Origin of the sequence: Citrifermentans bemidjiense Bem, assembly GCF_000020725.1 — a bacterium.
GTDB classification, from domain to species: domain Bacteria; phylum Desulfobacterota; class Desulfuromonadia; order Geobacterales; family Geobacteraceae; genus Geomonas; species Geomonas bemidjiensis.
Genome location: NC_011146.1, coordinates 4,304,393 through 4,321,717 on the forward strand (window position 1 = coordinate 4,304,393; position 17,325 = coordinate 4,321,717).

17 protein-coding genes are annotated in these 17,325 nt (G+C 61.7%); 4 read left to right on the forward strand and 13 right to left on the reverse strand.

Translation table 11 applies throughout. The features are described 5' to 3' along the window. Positions 1-163: 163 nt before the first annotated feature. Both GBEM_RS18810 and GBEM_RS18815 read right to left on the reverse strand, forming a co-directional pair. A complete protein-coding gene (locus GBEM_RS18810; protein WP_012532196.1) occupies positions 164-958 on the reverse strand; it encodes an FRG domain-containing protein in 795 nt (264 codons plus the stop codon). A 204-nt stretch (positions 959-1,162) separates the two neighbouring features. After that, positions 1,163-2,128 carry a TIGR01212 family radical SAM protein gene (locus GBEM_RS18815; protein WP_012532197.1) on the reverse strand — a complete coding sequence of 322 codons (966 nt, stop codon included), beginning with the start codon at positions 2,126-2,128 and terminating at the stop codon, positions 1,163-1,165. Between the two features lie 113 nt (positions 2,129-2,241). On the opposite strand from GBEM_RS18815, the gene GBEM_RS18820 reads away from it, so the two are divergent. Then, complete coding sequence (locus tag GBEM_RS18820; RefSeq protein WP_012532198.1) at positions 2,242-4,734, forward strand: helicase C-terminal domain-containing protein; 2,493 nt, start codon at positions 2,242-2,244, stop codon at positions 4,732-4,734. 216 nt (positions 4,735-4,950) lie between these two features. Here the strand turns inward: GBEM_RS18820 and GBEM_RS18825 are convergent, their stop codons facing one another. The 9 genes from GBEM_RS18825 to proB all read right to left on the reverse strand — a co-directional run bounded on the left by GBEM_RS18825 (position 4,951) and on the right by proB (position 13,060). Then, positions 4,951-5,670, reverse strand: a complete 720-nt coding sequence (locus tag GBEM_RS18825) for a ComF family protein (protein ID WP_012532199.1) — start codon at positions 5,668-5,670, stop codon at positions 4,951-4,953. A gap of 152 nt (positions 5,671-5,822) precedes the next feature. Then, positions 5,823-6,476: a lactate utilization protein gene (locus GBEM_RS18830; protein ID WP_012532200.1), complete on the reverse strand. Its 654-nt coding sequence runs from the start codon at positions 6,474-6,476 to the stop codon at positions 5,823-5,825. A 200-nt stretch (positions 6,477-6,676) separates the two neighbouring features. Beyond that, a complete protein-coding gene (locus GBEM_RS18835; protein ID WP_012532201.1) occupies positions 6,677-7,339 on the reverse strand; it encodes a flavodoxin family protein in 663 nt (220 codons plus the stop codon). Between the two features lie 21 nt (positions 7,340-7,360). Beyond that, the gene (gene gpmI, locus GBEM_RS18840; protein ID WP_012532202.1) at positions 7,361-8,899 is read right to left on the reverse strand and encodes a 2,3-bisphosphoglycerate-independent phosphoglycerate mutase; all 1,539 of its coding nucleotides are present in this window, start codon (positions 8,897-8,899) and stop codon (positions 7,361-7,363) included. A gap of 85 nt (positions 8,900-8,984) precedes the next feature. Further along, positions 8,985-9,449: a 23S rRNA (pseudouridine(1915)-N(3))-methyltransferase RlmH gene (locus tag GBEM_RS18845; protein WP_012532203.1), complete on the reverse strand. Its 465-nt coding sequence runs from the start codon at positions 9,447-9,449 to the stop codon at positions 8,985-8,987. Then, positions 9,446-9,832: a ribosome silencing factor gene (rsfS, locus tag GBEM_RS18850; protein ID WP_012532204.1), complete on the reverse strand. Its 387-nt coding sequence runs from the start codon at positions 9,830-9,832 to the stop codon at positions 9,446-9,448. The genes GBEM_RS18845 and rsfS overlap by 4 nt, the downstream gene beginning before the upstream one ends. After that, positions 9,822-10,472 carry a nicotinate-nucleotide adenylyltransferase gene (gene nadD / locus GBEM_RS18855; protein WP_012532205.1) on the reverse strand — a complete coding sequence of 217 codons (651 nt, stop codon included), beginning with the start codon at positions 10,470-10,472 and terminating at the stop codon, positions 9,822-9,824. Before nadD ends, rsfS begins: the two co-directional genes overlap by 11 nt. A gap of 16 nt (positions 10,473-10,488) precedes the next feature. After that, positions 10,489-11,745, reverse strand: coding sequence for a glutamate-5-semialdehyde dehydrogenase (locus GBEM_RS18860; protein WP_012532206.1), 1,257 nt, complete (start codon positions 11,743-11,745; stop codon positions 10,489-10,491). A gap of 193 nt (positions 11,746-11,938) precedes the next feature. Further along, positions 11,939-13,060 (reverse strand): glutamate 5-kinase, encoded by a 1,122-nt coding sequence (proB, locus tag GBEM_RS18865; RefSeq protein ID WP_012532207.1) that lies wholly within the window; start codon positions 13,058-13,060, stop codon positions 11,939-11,941. A 151-nt stretch (positions 13,061-13,211) separates the two neighbouring features. On the opposite strand from proB, the gene GBEM_RS18870 reads away from it, so the two are divergent. Beyond that, positions 13,212-13,694 (forward strand): DUF2062 domain-containing protein, encoded by a 483-nt coding sequence (locus tag GBEM_RS18870; protein WP_012532208.1) that lies wholly within the window; start codon positions 13,212-13,214, stop codon positions 13,692-13,694. Positions 13,695-13,764: 70 nt separating this feature from the next. Here the strand turns inward: GBEM_RS18870 and GBEM_RS18875 are convergent, their stop codons facing one another. Both GBEM_RS18875 and GBEM_RS18880 read right to left on the reverse strand, forming a co-directional pair. Beyond that, positions 13,765-14,766 carry an inorganic phosphate transporter gene (locus GBEM_RS18875; RefSeq protein WP_012532209.1) on the reverse strand — a complete coding sequence of 334 codons (1,002 nt, stop codon included), beginning with the start codon at positions 14,764-14,766 and terminating at the stop codon, positions 13,765-13,767. Beyond that, positions 14,759-15,376 carry a DUF47 domain-containing protein gene (locus GBEM_RS18880; RefSeq protein ID WP_012532210.1) on the reverse strand — a complete coding sequence of 206 codons (618 nt, stop codon included), beginning with the start codon at positions 15,374-15,376 and terminating at the stop codon, positions 14,759-14,761. Before GBEM_RS18880 ends, GBEM_RS18875 begins: the two co-directional genes overlap by 8 nt. A gap of 191 nt (positions 15,377-15,567) precedes the next feature. Here GBEM_RS18880 and uppP point away from each other — a divergent pair, with 191 nt between their 5' ends. Both uppP and radC read left to right on the forward strand, forming a co-directional pair. After that, positions 15,568-16,383, forward strand: coding sequence for an undecaprenyl-diphosphatase UppP (gene uppP, locus GBEM_RS18885; protein WP_012532211.1), 816 nt, complete (start codon positions 15,568-15,570; stop codon positions 16,381-16,383). Between the two features lie 85 nt (positions 16,384-16,468). Then, positions 16,469-17,164, forward strand: coding sequence for a RadC family protein (gene radC / locus GBEM_RS18890; RefSeq protein ID WP_012532212.1), 696 nt, complete (start codon positions 16,469-16,471; stop codon positions 17,162-17,164). Positions 17,165-17,325: the final 161 nt, after the last annotated feature.

The window sequence follows — 17,325 nt, forward strand, 5'->3', positions numbered from 1 at the left end:
TGCGGTGATAAGAGTGCGGAATTGGAAAATCCCTAGTAAATACGGCACTTGAAGGCCCGAGGCCGCCTTTTTCCTTGATGCGGTCCGCCATGTACCGCCGTCATTTTTGGCTACGGGCGGCAGTCAACTTTTTGACCGGAGTTTTTTGCGAGGGGGCGCGAGGTTAGACGTGGCGGGCGGCCAGAGAGTGCTGCGGGTCGGTCTTGTCCGAGACCTTTTCCTGGATGTAGCGGGCCAGCCCGTCCAGGTCGGCGAAGACGAACGCGTGGTTCATCCCCAAGAGCTTCAGCTCCTGGGCGAGGAAGGTGCGGTTTTGGAAGGGGATCCGGTACTTGCGGATGTGCTCCTTTTCCGAGAGCTGCAGCTCCAGCGATTTCCAGGGATCCTTCAACACGGAGAAGACACCGCTTTGGGCCTTGATGCGGGAGGCGATGACCGGGGCCGAGAAGAAGCAGGTTCCGGCCTCGAAAGGGCTCGTCTTCTCGTCTATCTCGGAGAGGCCGTACATGGTGTGGGCAATGTAGAAGGCGGCGCCGCCGCAATATTCCGGGTGGGAGAGCTGGTCCTTCTTTAGGTCGAGGTCGGCGTAGGGGTCGGCGACGGCGAAGTACAGGGCGATGAGGGGGTTCACCGACCAGTCGAGGAGCCTGGTGGGGAGGCCGTGGTGCTGGGCTAAGGCCAGCCATTCCCATTCCGTCGCCGGCTGCACCTCCACCATGTGCCGTCCCGATTTCTTGAATTCCTGCAGCGCCTCGTACTCCCCATAGATGTCCGCGGGCATGCGCCGGTCGGTCTTGCCGCCGCGGGCCGGGGGCTCCTTGGTGAGGCGCCCTATCTTCGGGATGAGGGAATAGAAGTCCCGGCTTTCCCCCCTGAAGAAGTTCCAGGAGCCGGGGTTGGTCTTTTTGATCAGCCTGCGGAACTCCTCGAAGGATCTGATTTCGCCCGAAATTTCCATGGCTCCCCTGGTGGCAAAGGTAAAGTCGACCGCAAACACAGGGAAGAGTTAAGCATATTTAACCGGAAAGGGCTAGGGGCTGAAGGCAGGGGCAGGGGACTAGGGGCAGGGGAACCAAAATAATAAAAGGAAGCAGTCCCCCCTCCCCCTGCGGGAGGGGGTCAAGGGGTGGGGGTAGGTGCCACGTCCGATGTTATGGCCAATTCACCCACCCCCCTGCCCCCTCCCGTCAAGGGAGGGGGAGAACAAAGGCGGGAGGTTTTCGCTTAATCTGCCCCCCTGCCGGGTCCCCCTTCTCTTCAGCTCGTTGTCGATGCAGTTAAGCACCTCGAACTTGGCCAGGGACCAGAGGGGGGCAATCAGGTCGCGCCGGTTCCCGTCGCCGGTCAGCCGCTGCACCACGATGCGCGGATCGAGCCGCTCCAGAAAATCGCAGACGAGCCCCACGTAGCTGTCCCGATCCAAAATCGTGACCTCCCCACCCTCGTACTGCTCGGCCAGGCGGGTGCCGCGCATGACGTGCAGCAGGTGGACCTTGACGCCGTCCACCCCTTGCCGGTTCAGGTACTCGGCGCAGGAGAGCATCTCCTCCCGGCTCTCCCCCGGCAGCCCCAGGATGACGTGGGCGCAGACCCGGATGCCGCGCTCCCGGCACCCCTTGAGCGCGCTCTCGAAGGAGGCGCGGTCGTGCCCGCGCCCTATGGCGGCGAGGGTGCGGTCCAGGTGGGACTGCAGCCCCAGCTCCAACCAGAAGTAGGTGCGCCGGGCGTAAGAGGCGAGGAGGTCGAGGGTAGCTTCGGGGAGGCAGTCGGGGCGGGTGCCGACGATGAGACCGACCACGTCCGGGACGCTCAAAGCCTCGTCGTAAAGCGCCTTCAGCCGCTCGACCGGTGCGTAGGTGTTCGAGTAGGACTGGAAGTAGGCGATGAAGCGGGCCGCCTTGTACTTGCGGACCATCACCTCCTTGGCGTGTTCGAGCTGCTGGGCGACGCCGGCCTCCTGCAGGATGCCGTAGGAACCAGACCCCTTGCCGCCGCAGAAGATGCACCCCTGCGTCCCGACCTTCCCGTCGCGGTTGGGGCAGGTGAACCCGGCGTCGACCGACAGCCTCTGCACCTTGCAGCCGAATACCCTTTTCAGCTCATCGGAAAATGCGTTGTAGCGCGACATGAAATCTCCTCGGTGTCTCTTCTAACATATCTGCAGGGGATTGGGAAAGGGAGAGCTTCCCTCCCCCCTTTTCGGTTGCCTCCCCAGGGCAAAGCCTGTATCTTCGACCGGTCATGCAAAAGTCTTTCTCCGATCAGGCCATCCAGCAGCTCCGCAGCGCAATCGACGAGGCAAACGGCAACGAAGTCTTCTTCCTTGGGCGGACCGACGAGGCGCGCATCGTCGTTGAGGTCGAGCCCCTGGCGCGCGGCAACCGCGACGCGGTACCCGCCATCATGATCGCCTGCTCCTTCGGCGACGTGGTGATCCACAACCACCCATCAGGCAACCTCACCCCCTCCCAGCCCGACATCGAGATCGCGTCGCTCTTGGGAAACCAGGGGGTGGGCTTTTACATCGTCAACAACCAGGCCGACCGCTGCAATCAGGTCGTCGCCCCCTTCTCCCGCAAGGTGGTGGAATCGCTCTCCTACCCGGAGATCGAGCGGTTCTACGCGCCGGACGGGGTGCTGTCGCAGGCGCTCCCCGGCTACGAGCACCGCCCCGAGCAGACCCGGATGGCGCTAAACCTCTCCGAGGCGTTCAACGACGAGAAGGTCGCCGTGGTCGAGGCGGGGACCGGGACGGGAAAGTCGCTCGCCTATCTCCTTCCGGCGGCGCTTTGGTCGGTGCGCAACAAGGAACGGGTGGTGGTATCCACCAACACCATCAACCTCCAGGAGCAGCTGATCCAGAAGGACATCCCCTTCCTGCAGCAGCACGCCCAGATCAAGTTCCGCGCCGTCCTGGTGAAAGGACGCGGCAACTACCTCTGCCTCAGAAAACTCCACGTGAACGCCGCCGACGCCTCGCTTTTCAAGGACGAGACCGCGCGCGAGCTCGACGCCATCGTCTCCTGGAGCAAGAAGACCGACGACGGCTGCCGCTCGGACCTGGCCTTCATACCGAAGGATGAGGTCTGGGAGGAGCTTTGCTGCGAGTCGGATCAGTGCGGCCGGGTGAGGTGCCCCGATTACGCCCGCTGCTTCTTCTACAAGGCCAGGCGTGAGGCTGCCGGCGCCGACCTCCTGGTGGTGAACCACGCCCTGCTTTTGGCCGACCTTTCCGTGCGTCAGGAAACAGGCTACGACGCAACCGCCATCCTCCCCCCGTTCCATCGGCTCATCTTCGACGAGGGGCACCACCTTGAGGATGTTGCCACCAACTTCCTCTCCAGCCAGGTCTCGCGCCTGGGGCTCGTCAAGCTCCTGGGGAAACTGCAACACCCCAAAAAGGCGCACCGCGGCATCCTGCCGCAGCTCTCTTCCCTCCTTTCGTCCGCCGTCCCGGATGACCAGGACGACATCTACCTGGAGATCGCCGAGGTCCTCGAGGACCGGCTGATCCCGAGGAGGGTGTCCGTACTCGACGCGGTGACCCGGGGGATGGATGTAATCGGCGAGTCCCTGTTCCAAAAACTCAAGAAGGAGGCGGGCGAACAAAAGCTGCGGGTAACCCCCGCCTTGTACGGGACGCCGCTTTGGCAGGAGGTGACCGAACAGGTCGAGATCATGTGCCAGGCGCTCTCCGAGTACGCGCTCGCCATGCAGACCTTCCTGAAGCAATGCGAGAAGCTCTCCGACAAGGTGCTGGAGAAGCTCGCCGGGCCGCTCACCGACCTTCGGGGGGTGAAGGGGCGGGTGGAATGCGCGGTCGACGCGCTCCGCTTCTTTACCGCGCGCGAAGAGGAGCACTGCCGCTGGTTCGAGCTGAGGAAAGGCCCCCTGGTAAAGCTCTGCTGCTCGCCGCTGGAAGTGGCCGAATCGATCAAGAAAGCGATCCTGGACCGCTTCAAGACCGTGGTGCTCACCTCGGCCACGCTCGCGGTGGGGGAAAAGTTCGACTTCTTGAAGCGCAGGACGGGGATCGAGCTCCTTCCCAAGGAGCGCGTCAGCACGCTGCTTCTCCCCTCACCCTTCGACTACGCCCGGCAGGCGCTGGTCGGCGCCCCCTCGGACATGCCCGAGCCGACCTCGCCCCTTTTCGAGGGAAGGCTTTGCGAGCTCCTTTTGAAGGCGCTCAAGATCTCGCAGGGGCGCGCCTTCGTTCTTTTCACCTCGTACGATCTGTTGATCCGGGTCTTCAACCGCCTGGCGAAGCCACTCAAGGCCGCGGGGCTCACCCCGATGCGCCAGGGAGAGACCAACCGCCACATGCTTCTGTCCAACTACCGCAGCGCGGTCAACCCGGTCCTTTTCGGCACCGATTCCTTCTGGGAAGGGGTGGACGTGCAGGGGCGTGGGCTGGAGCTGGTGGTCATCACCCGGCTTCCCTTCCGGGTTCCGACCGAGCCGATCCTGGAGGCGAGGAGCGAGCACATCGCGGCGCTGGGGGGAGATCCCTTCATGAGCTACACGGTCCCCCAGGCGGTGATCAAGTTCAAGCAGGGGTTCGGGAGGCTGATCAGGAGCAAAGAGGACCGGGGTGCCGTGCTGATACTCGACTCGCGGGTCTTGACCAAGAACTACGGGAAGATCTTCCTGACTGCACTGCACGGTGTCGAGGTGGTGCGGGGGGAAGAGGCGATGCTCTGCGAGAAGCTGAAAGGGTTCTTCGGAAAACCTTAGAAAGGCGGAACACAGAGGTCTCGAAGGTCCACGGAGGTCACAGAGGTTTTTCGTGGAAAAGCAAAGGCACTCACCACAGAGGTACACAGAGGAATCACAGAGGAAGGCAAAAAACTAAAGCCTTTGGTTTACCCCAAAAAAGCTTTGTGATTTTCCTGCCTTTGGTTTTCCTCTGTGATCCTCTGTGGTGAAAGCCTTTTGGTTTTGCTTCTTGGTTCATGGTTGTACCCCGCGGGCGACGGTTACGGCGGCTACCGCCGAGACTTCCGCCCGCAAGAGTGCGTCGACGCAGGCCCGCATGGTGCTCCCGGTGGTGAGGACGTCATCCACCAGCAAGACCCGCTTTCCTTCCAGACGCCGTGCCTCCCGCACCACAAAAGCCCCTTTCACGTTCACCACCCTCTTCGTCGCGTCAAGGGTCGTCTGCGGCTCGGTCCAGCGCAGTCGCCGCAGGTTCCCCACCTCTACCGGCAGCTTCAGTTTCTTCGCCAACACCTGCGCTATCAGCTGGGACTGGTTGTAACCCCGCTGCCTCAACCTCTTTTTGTGCAGCGGCACGGGGACGATCAGGTCCGGCGCCGCCTCGGCGCAGAAATCCGTCAAAGCCGATGCGGCGAGAAGCCCTAAAGGAAGCGCCAGCTGCACGCGACCGCCGTACTTGAACCGGTGGATCAGCTGCTGTACCGCCCCTTCAAGAATGAGCGCGGAGCGGCAGGTGTGGAAAGGGGGATGGAGCAGGCAGGCGCCGCAGGTGTGGTTTGAGCCCTTATCGGTGGCGAAGGGAGCGCCGCATATGGTGCAGAGCGGGGTTGTCAGGAAAGTGACTTTGTCGAGGCAGTCGGCGCAGATGAAGAGTTCGCCGGCCTCGGGGATGAACGCCCGGCAGACGTGGCAAAGTGGAGGAAAAAAGAGATCCAGCAGCGGGCGAAAGAACATGCTTCCTCCCTTAAGGCTGAGAAAAGACAGGAGAAACAAAACCGTTGGCCACTGAGAAAATCTGAGAACTTCTGTGAAACCTGCAGGTTTTGATTCTCTCCCTGGCTTCTCTCAGATGTCCTCAGATTTTCTCCTTGCTAATGGTTTAGGTTTTACAGCCCCATGTCCTCGTTCACCACGAGCACCCGGATGTCGGTGTTGCGCGGCTTCTTCTCGATGATGGTGGTCACCCGGCAGATCCGCTGCGGCGAGTTGCAGTCGGAGCAGAAACCGGTGCTGGCACAGGGGGTGGAAAGGTTCAGGCGCTTGGCGTTGGGCGGGGCGGCAAAGGTCTTGATCCTTTGCATCGCTTCTTCCACGCCGCCGTCCACCAGCTTGTTCCGCCCTACGACCACGATCACCTTCTGCGGCCCGTAGAACATGGCGGCGGCCCTGTTGCCGTTGCCGTCGACGTTCACCAGTATCCCGGAGAGGGTCACGGCGTTGCTACCGGTGAGAAAGAGGTCGCAGGTCAGCTGCTTCTTGGTGATCGCCAGCCTTTCCTCCGGTGCAAGGTCGGGGGCGCCGTGGTTCAGGATTTCCTTCCCCATTCCCTTCAGCTTGTCCGCCAACTTCAGGTCGGCTACCGACAGCGATCCGCCGAACCCGACGCTCTGCGCAGCTTGCGCCTCGTTAAGGATGTAGTGGAACACTTCCTGGCTATCATGGCAGTAAAGGGCTTCGAAACCGTTCTTCTTCAGGTTTTCCACCGCCTTGTTGCATTTATGGCCGTAGCTCCAATCGTTCAATTCTTCGGTGTTGCTCATTCTCTACCTCCGTTTATCTCGTCTTTCTTAAATACGCCAACACCCAGCGTCACAAGTCCCCCCTCCCCTCGCGGGTGGGGTTAGGGGGTGGGGGCAGGTGCCGACCTTCACGATACTGGCAAGTTCACCCACCCCCCTGCCCCCTCCCGTCCAGGGAGGGGGAGAGCTGGGAAGGGCTTGATTTGATTGGTGAAAGTCCGCTACCGCTTCGCCACAATCTGCTGCTCGTAGGGCCAGACCTCGCCTACGTAGCCGATCAGCTGCTCCATGCGCGCCTTGAAGCCGAGACGCCACTCGTCCTGCTCGGGGAAGTGTCGCTTCTCGCGAACGCTGTCGCAAAGCTCCTTCCCCAGGGTACGTGCCTTCTGGAACAGGGCGTCCTGATCCGGAAACACTCGGTGCCCCGCGCCGGGGGAACCGATGCTCCCTACACTCTGCGCCCCCATGGCGTTGACGATCTTCTGCATGTACTCCAGCACGTCCTCGTCACCGCCCCCGCCGGAGGTCTCCACCAGCGCCGCGTACTTTCCTTCCAGAGCGGTCAGGTGGATGAGCCCGTTGCAGCGATCCAGAAACGCCTTCAACTGCGCGGTGATGCTGAGGAGATAATTCGGGGTGGCCAGAATGAAGGCGTCGGCGGCGACTAGCTTCTGCTTGATCTCCTCGAACTCGTCCTTCACCGGACAGGTGCCGACCTTGTGGCAGACGTCGCAGGCGACACAGGGTTTGACCGGCGTCTGGGCCAGCGTCACGATCTCTATGTCCGCGCCCGCCTGGACGGCTCCCGCCATTACCTCTTCCAAAAGACGCCCCGTAGTGCCGTTCATGCCCCTGGGGCTACCGTTGATTGCCAGGATCTTCATGCGTTTTCTCCGTTTTTGTCTTTAATCTACCAGCAGGCTCTTGCCGCCCATCTCCGAGGGCTGCTGGAGACCGAGCAATTCCAGCATGGTCGGAGCCAGGTCCGCCAACACCCCTTTCCTGAGCTTTGCCCCCTTGCGGGAATCGTCCACCAGAACCACCGGAGCCATCTCGCAGGTGTGCGCCGTGTGCGGCCCGCCCTGTTCGTCCTTCATCATCTCGGCGTTGCCGTGGTCGGCGGTGATAAGGGCGATGCCACCCTTTTCCCGCACCTTCGCCACCAACTTCCCGACGCATTCGTCGACCGCCTCGACCGCCTTCACCGCCGCGGGGAGGATACCGGTATGCCCTACCATGTCGGCGTTGGCGAAGTTGAGAATGACCACGTCGTACTTGTCCTCGTCGAGCCGCTTCAGGAGTTCCTCGGTCACGAGGTAGGCGCTCATCTCGGGCTTCTGGTCGTAGGTGGCGACTTCCTTCGGCGAAGGGATCAGGGCGCGGTCCTCGCCGGGAAAGGGGTTCTCCCTGCCGCCGTTGAAGAAGAAGGTGACGTGCGCGTACTTCTCGGTCTCGGCGATCCTCAACTGGGTGAGCCCGGCGTTGCTGATCACCTCGGGGAAGATATTGACCAGTTCCTCGTTTCCGAAGGCGACCGGAAGACCAAAGGTCTCGTCGTAGCTGGTCATGCAGACGTAGGAGGCGAGCTTAGGCCATTCCTCCCTTTTGAACCCGTCGAAGCCGGGGTCGGTGAAGGCGCGGGTGATCTCGCGGGCGCGGTCGGAGCGGAAGTTGAAGAAGATGAAGCCGTCCCCGTCGCCGAGCCTCCCCACCGGTGCGCCCCCTTGCATGATGACGCTGGGAAGCACAAACTCGTCGTTGACCCCGCCTTGGTAGCTTTGCTCTATGGCCGCGGCGGCGGACGGGTACGGTTTCCCCACCCCCGACACGATGGCGCGATAGGCCTGCTCCACCCGATCCCAGCGGTTGTCGCGGTCCATGGCGTAGTAGCGCCCGATCACCGTGGCGATCTTGCCGAAGGAAAAGCGCGCCATCTCCGCCTCAAGCCGCTTAAGGTAATCGATGCCGCTCTGAGGAGGGGTGTCGCGGCCGTCCAAAAGGCAGTGGACGAAGACCTCGCGCACGCCGTTTCGCTTCGCCATGTCGATCAGCGCGTAGAGGTGGGTGTCGTGGGAGTGCACGCCGCCGTCTGAAAGAAGCCCCGCCAGGTGCAGCCTGCCGCTTCCCTGCACCGCCTTCTTCATGCAGTCCAGAAGGACCGGGTTATGGAAAAAGTCACCGTCGTCGATGGACTTGCTGATCCGGGTCAGGTCCTGGTACACCACGCGCCCCGCGCCGATGTTGGTGTGCCCCACCTCGGAGTTCCCCATCTGGCCCGCAGGAAGGCCGACCGACATGCCGGAGCCGTCGATGGTGCCGCTGGGGTATTCGGCGGTAAGCCGGGTCATGTTCGGGGTCTTTGCCTGCGCGATGGCGTTGGACTCGGTGTCGGAATTGATCCCCCAGCCATCGAGGATCATCAAGAGCAGAGGCTTCTTAGGCATGGCTTTTCTCCCTCATTAGATTTTGTGAGACCAATTAAAAAAGGTGAAGTTGACCTTCACCCTTTTTTACATAACAACCCTTTAGCTACTCATGATGATACGGCTCGCAGTTAATGATGGTGAAGCCGCGGTAGATCTGTTCCAGCAGGAAGACCCTTACCATCTGGTGGGTGAGGGTCATGCGGGAAAGCGATATCGACTTGAAGGCCTGGCTGCGGAACTGGTCGGTGAAGCCATAGGCCCCTCCGATGGCGAAGACCAGATCCTGCGTTCCCTGGTCGCGGTTTTTGGAAAGGAAGGAGGCCAGCTCCGGGGAGGTCATCGCCTCCCCCCGCTCGTCCAGGAGCACCAGCCTTCCCCCTTTGGGGATCAGCTTCGCCAGGCGCTCGCATTCCCGCTCCCGCATCGCGGCGGCCTGCGCCCCCTTTTCCTCCCGGGCCTCCAGGATCTCGAGCGGTAGGTAGCGCCTGATCCTTCCGGCGTACTCCTCGATACCGGTCCTGACCCAGCTCTCCTGGGTCTTGCCGACCCAAAGGAGCTTCAGCCTCATGCCCCTTTATTCTCCCAAAGGTACTCCTCGGGGATCTCGATCTGGGGAGCCCTTTGCCAGAGTTCGTCCAGGTTGTAGATCTTGCGGACCTCTTCCAGGAAGAGATGCACGATGACGTCGCCGTAGTCGATGACCACCCAGCGTCCCTGCTCGTAACCTTCCATGTCTATCGGCCGGTCGAAGGGCTTCATACTCTGCTTGACCGAGTCGGCCATCGCCATCACCTGACGGTCCGAGCGCCCGGTGGCGAGCACCAGATAATCGGCGATGCTGGAGATCTTCTTGATTTCGAGCACCTTGACGTCGAGCGCCTTCTTGTCGAGAGCGAATGCCGCACACTTGATGGCACGCTCTTCGGCCGTCAAAATTTCCTTATCTTGCATCAACGTATAACCTCTGTTCCTTTATGTAGTGCTCGACGGCATCCGGAAGCAGATACCTGATCGAGCGGCCGCCTTGGACCGACAGGCGGATGTGGCTGGAGGAGATGTCCAAAAGGACCCCGTCCAGCGCGTAAACTGCGTGGCCAGAGCAGTGATTCAGCCGTTTAGCGGCCGGATCATAGCAGAACTCGCCAGCTATGGCAACAGGTAGGGCCTCGGCGAGGCTGGTGATGGTGGAACCCGGGCGCTGCACGCTGATCACGTTGCAAAGCTCGAATATCGCTTCGTATTCCCTCCAGGTGGAGATGTCGTTGAATGAGTCGGCCCCGACGATGAAGAAGAGGTCGTCGTCCGGGTACCGCGCCTTCAGCTCGCGCAGCGTGTCGATGGAGTAGGAGCGCCCGCCGCGCACCCCCTCCATGTCGGAGACCATGAAGCCCGGGTTGTCGGCCACCGCCAGGCGCACCATCTCCAGGCGGCTCGCGAAGGAGAGCTCCCCCACCAGCGGCTTGTGCGGCGGGGTAGCAGCCGGGATGAAGACGACCCGGTCCAACTGGTAGAGGTCGCGCGCCTCCTCCGCGATGCGCAGGTGGGCGTTATGGATGGGGTTGAAGGTCCCCCCCAGAATCCCCAGTCTCATCTGGCGTTTCCTTTGGTCAGGGGCGCACTTGCCCGGAGCCGTAGACGATGAACTTGGTGGTGGTCAGGTCGGTGAGCCCCATCGGCCCGAACGAGTGCAGCTTAGTGGTGGAGATGCCGATCTCCGCGCCTAGGCCCAGCTGGTTTCCGTCCGAGAAGCGGGTGGAGGCGTTGACCATGACCACGCCGGAGTTCACCTCGCGGATGAAGCGCTGGGAGTTCGCGTAGTCGCCGGTGATGATGGACTCGGTGTGCAGCGAGCTGTAGCGGTTGATGTGGTCGATGGCCGCGTCTAGGCCGTCGACGACCGCCGCCGCCAGGATCAGCTCCAGGTACTCGGCGTACCAGTCCTCCTCGGTCGCCTTCGCCGCCTTGGGGGCGAACTGCCGGAAGGTCTTGTCACCGCGAAGCTCCACCTTGAGGGAGGAAAGGGCCTCGTAGATGAAGGGGACGAAGGTCTCCGCTATGTCCTTATGGATCAGAAGCGTTTCCAGTGCGTTGCAGACGCCGGGGCGCTGGGTCTTGGCGTTGACGATGATCTCGCGCGCCATCTCGAAGTCGGCCGTGGCGTCGACGAAGATGTGGCAGACACCCTTGTAGTGCTTGATCACCGGGATTTTGGAGTTTTCCACCACGAAGCGGATCAGGCTCTCGCCACCGCGGGGGATGATGACGTCGATGAACTCCTCCTGCTTGAGCATCTCGGTCACCCCTTCGCGCTCCACGAACGGGATCAGCGAGAGGGCGGCGGCCGGGATGCCGTGCTTGGCGAGCTGCGCCTTCAGTATGGTGGCGATAGCGAGGTTGGAGTGGATCGCCTCGGAGCCGCCGCGCAGGACCACGGCGTTGCCGCTTTTGAGGCAAAGGGCGGCGGCGTCCGAGGTGACGTTCGGGCGCGACTCGTAGATAATGCCGATGACGCCGAGCGGGATGCGCATCTTTCCGACCATCAGGTCGTTGGGGCGCTTCCACATCCCCGTCACCTCGCCGACCGGGTCGGGGAGCTGCGCCACCTCGCGGATGGCGTCCGCCATTCCCTTGACCCGCGCCTCGTTCAGCATCAGGCGGTCCAGCATCGCTGCCGATAGCCCCCGTTCCTGCCCCGCCTCCAGGTCCTTCTTGTTTTCCTCTATGATGTGCGGCGCATCGTTGATGAGCGCGAGCGCCATATCCAGGAGCAGTTGGTCCTTGGCGGCAGAGGCAAGCTTCGCCATGGCGAAGGAAGCCTGCCTGGCCTCGGCGGCGATGGTGCGGATCTGTTCGGCAACTGACATTATGTAGTTCCTCCTTATTCTCCTGCAGGAGCCCACCCCTTAACCCCCTCCCCTGGCGGGAGGGGGTTAAGGGGTGGGGGTAGGTGCCATCATTTTAGACGCTGCCGGCTTCACCCACCCCCCGGCCCCCTCACGCCTTCGCGGGCCGAAGCGCTACGGCGCGCAGGCCCGTCAAGGGAGGGGGAGGGATCAATTACAAAAGGACCAAATTGTCCCGGTGGATGACGTCATCGCCGTAGCGGAAACCGAGGATCCCCTCGATCTCGCTGCTTTGGTGCCCGCGGATCTTTTCCACCTCTTGGCTCGAATAATCGGTGATGCCGCGCGCGAACTCCACACCCTCTGGATCGAGCACCCGGACGCAGGCGCCGCGGTCAAAGCGCCCCTCGACCTGGGCGATACCGGAAGGAAGCAAGCTCCTGCCGTGCCGGGAGAGGACGTCGCGCGCCCCCGCGTCGACGACGATGGAGCCCGCGGGCTTGATGGTGAAGGCGATCCAGTGCTTGCGCCGGTTCAGCGACTCGCCGGCCGGCAGGAACAGGGTGCCAAGGAGCTCCCCCTTCATCACGCGCGAAAGCGTGCGCTCCCCACGCCCGGCGAAGATGATGGCCGCCACACCGGACTTGACCACCTTCTTGGCCGCGGCGAGCTTCGTGGCCATGCCGCCGGTGCCGACGCTGGTGCCGCTGCCGCCGGCGCCGCGCTCAAGCTCCCGGGTCACCGCTCCCACCTGGTGGATCAGGGTGGCGTTCGGGTCGGTGCGCGGGTCGGCGGTGTAGAGGCCGTCGATGTCGGTCATGATCAAAAGGAGCTGCGCCTCGACCAGGTTGGTCACCAGCGCCGAAAGGTTGTCGTTGTCGCCGAACTTGAGCTCGTCGACCACGACCGTATCGTTTTCGTTGATGACCGGGATGATGCCGCAGGCCAAAAGGGTGTCCAGGGTCCCGCGGGCGTTCTGGAAGCGGCGCCTGTTGGCCAGGTCGTCGCGCGTCAGAAGTATCTGGGCCACCTTGAGGTCATAGGAGGAGAAGGCCTCCTCGTACGCCCGCATCAACCGGGACTGCCCCACCGCGGCTGCGGCCTGCTTCTGCGGAAGGGTCCTCGGGCGGTCCGGGAGCCCCAGCGCCTGGCGCCCTGCCGCCACGGCCCCGGAGGAGACGATCACCACCTCGGTCCCCTGTCCGCTCAACTCCGCGACCTGCGCCGCGAGCCCGTCCAGGAAGCGCGGATCGACCCCGCCGTTTTCGCCGGTCAGGACGCCGGATCCGATCTTCACCACGACCCGTTTTACCTTTTTAAGCAGTTCCTTGCGCATCAGAACACCATCTAGTTGGTTTAGTAAAAGCAAGGGATACTAACATGATTCCTTGACCATGGCAATTCAGTTGACCTTGCTGTCATAGCTCAAATGAATTGACAAAGAGAGGGAGGGACCTTAGACTGTGCCGAAATTTTGAGGTGAACTGTTGTTTAACAAAGAGCTCTGGAAAAAAAGGATCTACAGCATACTCTCGCTGGACAGCCATCCGGGGCACATTGCAGCCGGCTTTGCAGTCGGCGTATTCATCAGCTTTACCCCCTTCTTCGGTCTGCACACTCCCCTGGCCATCGCGGCCGCCTTTATCTTCAGGCTCAACAAGCTCACCTGCGTCACCGGCGCCTGGGTCAACACCCCGATCACCATCGTCCCGATACTAGGCGTGAGCTACAAGCTCGGCGCGTTCCTGACCGGCGCTCGCATCACCGAGTTCAAGATCAAGGGATTGGAATGGCACAACCTGGAGCGTTACGCCAAATCCCTCATCCTTGGCTCTTCTCTGATCGGCTTCATATGCGCCGTCATCGCTTACTTCCTCTGCTATTACCTGGTGCTCCGCTTCCGCTCAAAGGACGCGGCCCAGGCCGAAATCGCCGAGGAGATGGCGGAGGTCGGAGAGGAACTGGATTAATCCCGCGTAAAAAAAATCGGGAGCGGTTTCTCAACCGCTCCCGAAGTCACTTCGTTATCTGTTTCCCTTTTTACTTCCCAAGAAACGGCGAGAATACCATGTAGCTCACAAAGCCGACGCTTGCCGAGGCTGGTATGGTGATGACCCAGGCCGTGACGATGCGGGAGGCGACACCCCAGTTGACGGCGGAGATCCTCTTGGTCAGCCCCACCCCCAGGATGGACGAGGTGATCACGTGCGTGGTCGAGGTGGGAAGCCCCATGGCGGAAGCGCCCAGGATAACCGCCGCCGAAGCGGTCTCGACGCAGAAGCCGTGCACCGGCTGCAGCTTGACGAAATCGTGCCCCACCGTCTTGATGATCCTCCAACCGCCCGCCGCCGTGCCAAGACCCATGGCAACCGCACAGGAAAGCTTCACCCAGTTGGGAACCTCGAAGGTAGCGAGGCTGCCGTAGCTGACCAGCGCCATGGTGATGACCCCCATGGACTTCTGCGCGTCGGCAGTGCCGTGGGAGAAGGCCATGACGGCTGCGGAGAGGATCTGCAGCTTGCGGAACACCTTGTTGAGCGTGTAGGGGGCCTTGTTCCTGAAGGTCCACATCATGATGACCATGAAGAGAAAGCCGAAGAAGGCGCCGACCACCGGGGAGAGAATCAGCACGGTGATGATCTTCTTCAACCCGGCCCAGTGCAGCGCGGAGGTGCCGGCATGCGCCACGACCGAACCCGCCAGCCCGCCGATGATGGCGTGCGAGGAGGAGGAGGGAAGGCCGTAGTACCAGGTGATCAGGTTCCAGATGATCGCCCCCAGGATCCCGGCCAGCACCACCACCTGGGTGATATTGTTGGCGTCCACGATCCCCTTCCCTATGGTCGCGGCCACCTTGGTCGAGATCATGGCCCCGACGAAGTTGAGGCCGGCAGCCATGAAGATGGCGGTCCTGACCGTGAGGGCGCGGGTGGAAACGCAGGTGGCGATGGCGTTGGCCGTATCGTGGAAGCCGTTTATGTAGTCGAACAGAAGCGCCGCGGCTATTACCGCAACCAGCAAGACTAATGTGACCTCAGGCATTTTTTACCACCACGCTTTCCAGGATGTTGGCTGCGTCCTCGCATTTGTCCGTCGCGGTTTCCAGGGTCTCGTAAATCTCTTTCCATTTGATGAGCTGGATCGGGTCCTTCTCCTGGGCGAAGAGGCGGCTGATCGCCTCGCGGCAGACGCGGTCCGCTTCGTTCTCCAAGGCGTTTACCTCGATGCAGTAGGCGCTGATCGGCTCGAGCTTCCCGCCCAGGAGTGCCACCGTCTTGTCGATGGTCTGGCAGGACTTGAGGATGAGGAAGGCAAGTTCCTTCGATTCGGGGGTCGGCTTCTCTACGTTGTACATGACGAAGCGCTGCGCCGAAGCATCGATCAGGTCGAGGATGTCGTCCAGCGCCGAGGAGAGGGCGTAGATGTCTTCCCGGTCGAAGGGGGTGATGAAGCTCTTGTTCAGCTTTTTGATGATGTCGTGGGTGATGGTGTCGCCCTTGTGCTCGATCTCTTTGATCTTGCGCTGGCTCGCCACCGGGTCGTCGAAGTTGTCCAGCATGTCCTTCAAGAGTTGCGCACCCTCAATGATGTTGTGAGACATGTCCCTGAACATGGCGAAAAACTTCTCTTCCTTCGGTATCAACCCAAACATTTCGTCCCTCCGAGTAGCGGCCTGCGGCCGATTGTGTTCAAAACTCTGCACGTGTAACATATTTGTAACAAATATTAAACCATGAAATATGTAATGCACCTACTCTAATTAGTCCGGTTCCGTTTACCTCTTGATTTCTGTGCCGGTTTCGCTTATCGTGCCGAATCGTTTACCAACAGGGAGTTAGACGCATGAACCCTCTACATGCCGCAATACTGGGAACGCTGCAGGGACTGACCGAAGTCCTCCCCATCAGCAGCTCTGCCCATCTCATCTTGATCCCGAAATTCCTGAACTGGCCCGAGTCGGGACTCACCTTCGACGTTGCGCTCCATATCGGAACCTTCCTCGCCTTGGCCCTCTACTTCTGGCGCGACATTCTCGAGCTGACCGGCAACTTCGTAGCTGCCTGCCGCAGCGGGCTCAACACCCCGGCGCGGCGGCTTCCTTTTTACATCATTGCGGCCACCATACCCGCGGCGATAGCGGGAAAGATGCTGGAGGGGCCGATAGACGAGATGTTCCGCAAAAGCCCGGCGACCATAGCGGCGCTCCTCGTCTTTTTCGGCCTTGTGCTCGCTTTCGCCGACACCGCCGGCGCCAAGCGCTGGAGGGTGGACCGGCTCACCCTGAAGTGCGCCGTGGTGATCGGGCTGGCCCAATGCCTGGCACTGCTGCCGGGGGTCTCCCGCTCCGGGATCACCATCACGGCGGCCCTGCTTCTCGGCTTTCACCGCGAGTCGGCGGCCCGCTTCTCCTTCCTCATCTCCCTTCCCATCGTAGCCGGCGCCGCCCTTTTGAAGGTGGGGCACCTGGTGCAGACGGGAATCCCCGCCGGCGAAGAGCTCCCGCTTCTGATCGGCATCTCCACCTCCGCCGTGTTCGGCTTTTTGAGCGTCGCTTTCCTGCTGAAGCTGGTGCAGCGCGACTCCCTCTACCCCTTCGTCTGGTACCGCATTATCGCCGGCGGCGGCGCCCTCGCCCTGATCTTCTTCCCTATCTTCTAGTTTTTGCTGCGCCTGGCAAACTCCCCCTCTTCGGTTATGATTGACCTTTGTTTTTTTCCGCCGGGTACCCGGCGGGGGAGGTCATATGAGCGGCGGAATCAAGTGCTGGCCCGAGAAAGAGCGGCCTCGGGAGAAGCTCATGCAGCATGGAGTGTCGTTCCTCTCCGAGGCGGAACTCCTCGCCTTGATCCTGAAAAGCGGCGACGCAGCCAGCAGACGCAGCGCCCTCGATTTGGGGCGCGAGCTGATGCTCCAGTTCGGCTCGCTGAGCCTTTTGGCCGACGCCTCCTGCAGCGAGCTCCAGAAGGTGAAAGGGATCGGCCCCGCCAAGGCCACCTGTATCTTGGCGGCGCTCGACCTTGCCCGGCGCATCAAGGAAAGAGACCGCCGCCCCATCGAGTCACTCACCCGCTTCACCTCCGCGTCCCAAGTCTTCGAGCACCTGAACCCGGAATTCAGGGACAGGCACAAGGAGCAGTTCATGGCGCTGCTTCTGGACGGCAAGAACCGCATCATCTCCCGCGCCCAGATCTCTGAAGGGTCGCTGAACCAGAGCATCGTCCACCCCCGGGAAGTCTTCAACGTCGCGGTACGCCACTCAGCCGCCGCGATGATCCTTTTGCACAACCATCCCACCGGAGACCCGGCACCAAGCCCCGAAGACATGGAAGTAACCCGCCGCCTGTGCGAGGCGGGACAGCTCTTGGGGATCAGGGTGCTGGACCACATCATCATCGGCGAAAACGAGTTCTACAGCTTTGCGGAACACGGCCGGCTGTGACTGCCGATATCCTCGCCATAATTCAAGGGGTTTACTTCCTGCTCCCCGGGCTCTGGCCGCTTTTCAGCATCAAGACCTTCATGGCCGTGACCGGACCGAAGACCGACCTTTGGCTGGTCAAGACGCGTCATCTCCCCCATCTACCTGGCCGACGCCGCTGC

Bases quoted from the DNA above. Each gene is read 5' to 3' on its own strand.
- GBEM_RS18810 (WP_012532196.1), bottom strand. From the start codon at position 958: ATGGAAATTTCGGGCGAAATCAGATCCTTCGAGGAGTTCCGCAGGCTG.
- GBEM_RS18815 (WP_012532197.1), bottom strand. From the start codon at position 2,128: ATGTCGCGCTACAACGCATTTTCCGATGAGCTGAAAAGGGTATTCGGC.
- GBEM_RS18820 (WP_012532198.1), top strand. From the start codon at position 2,242: ATGCAAAAGTCTTTCTCCGATCAGGCCATCCAGCAGCTCCGCAGCGCA.
- GBEM_RS18825 (WP_012532199.1), bottom strand. From the start codon at position 5,670: ATGTTCTTTCGCCCGCTGCTGGATCTCTTTTTTCCTCCACTTTGCCAC.
- GBEM_RS18830 (WP_012532200.1), bottom strand. From the start codon at position 6,476: ATGAGCAACACCGAAGAATTGAACGATTGGAGCTACGGCCATAAATGC.
- GBEM_RS18835 (WP_012532201.1), bottom strand. From the start codon at position 7,339: ATGAAGATCCTGGCAATCAACGGTAGCCCCAGGGGCATGAACGGCACT.
- gpmI (WP_012532202.1), bottom strand. From the start codon at position 8,899: ATGCCTAAGAAGCCTCTGCTCTTGATGATCCTCGATGGCTGGGGGATC.
- GBEM_RS18845 (WP_012532203.1), bottom strand. From the start codon at position 9,449: ATGAGGCTGAAGCTCCTTTGGGTCGGCAAGACCCAGGAGAGCTGGGTC.
- rsfS (WP_012532204.1), bottom strand. From the start codon at position 9,832: ATGCAAGATAAGGAAATTTTGACGGCCGAAGAGCGTGCCATCAAGTGT.
- nadD (WP_012532205.1), bottom strand. From the start codon at position 10,472: ATGAGACTGGGGATTCTGGGGGGGACCTTCAACCCCATCCATAACGCC.
- GBEM_RS18860 (WP_012532206.1), bottom strand. From the start codon at position 11,745: ATGTCAGTTGCCGAACAGATCCGCACCATCGCCGCCGAGGCCAGGCAG.
- proB (WP_012532207.1), bottom strand. From the start codon at position 13,060: ATGCGCAAGGAACTGCTTAAAAAGGTAAAACGGGTCGTGGTGAAGATC.
- GBEM_RS18875 (WP_012532209.1), bottom strand. From the start codon at position 14,766: ATGCCTGAGGTCACATTAGTCTTGCTGGTTGCGGTAATAGCCGCGGCG.
- GBEM_RS18880 (WP_012532210.1), bottom strand. From the start codon at position 15,376: ATGTTTGGGTTGATACCGAAGGAAGAGAAGTTTTTCGCCATGTTCAGG.
- uppP (WP_012532211.1), top strand. From the start codon at position 15,568: ATGAACCCTCTACATGCCGCAATACTGGGAACGCTGCAGGGACTGACC.
- radC (WP_012532212.1), top strand. From the start codon at position 16,469: ATGAGCGGCGGAATCAAGTGCTGGCCCGAGAAAGAGCGGCCTCGGGAG.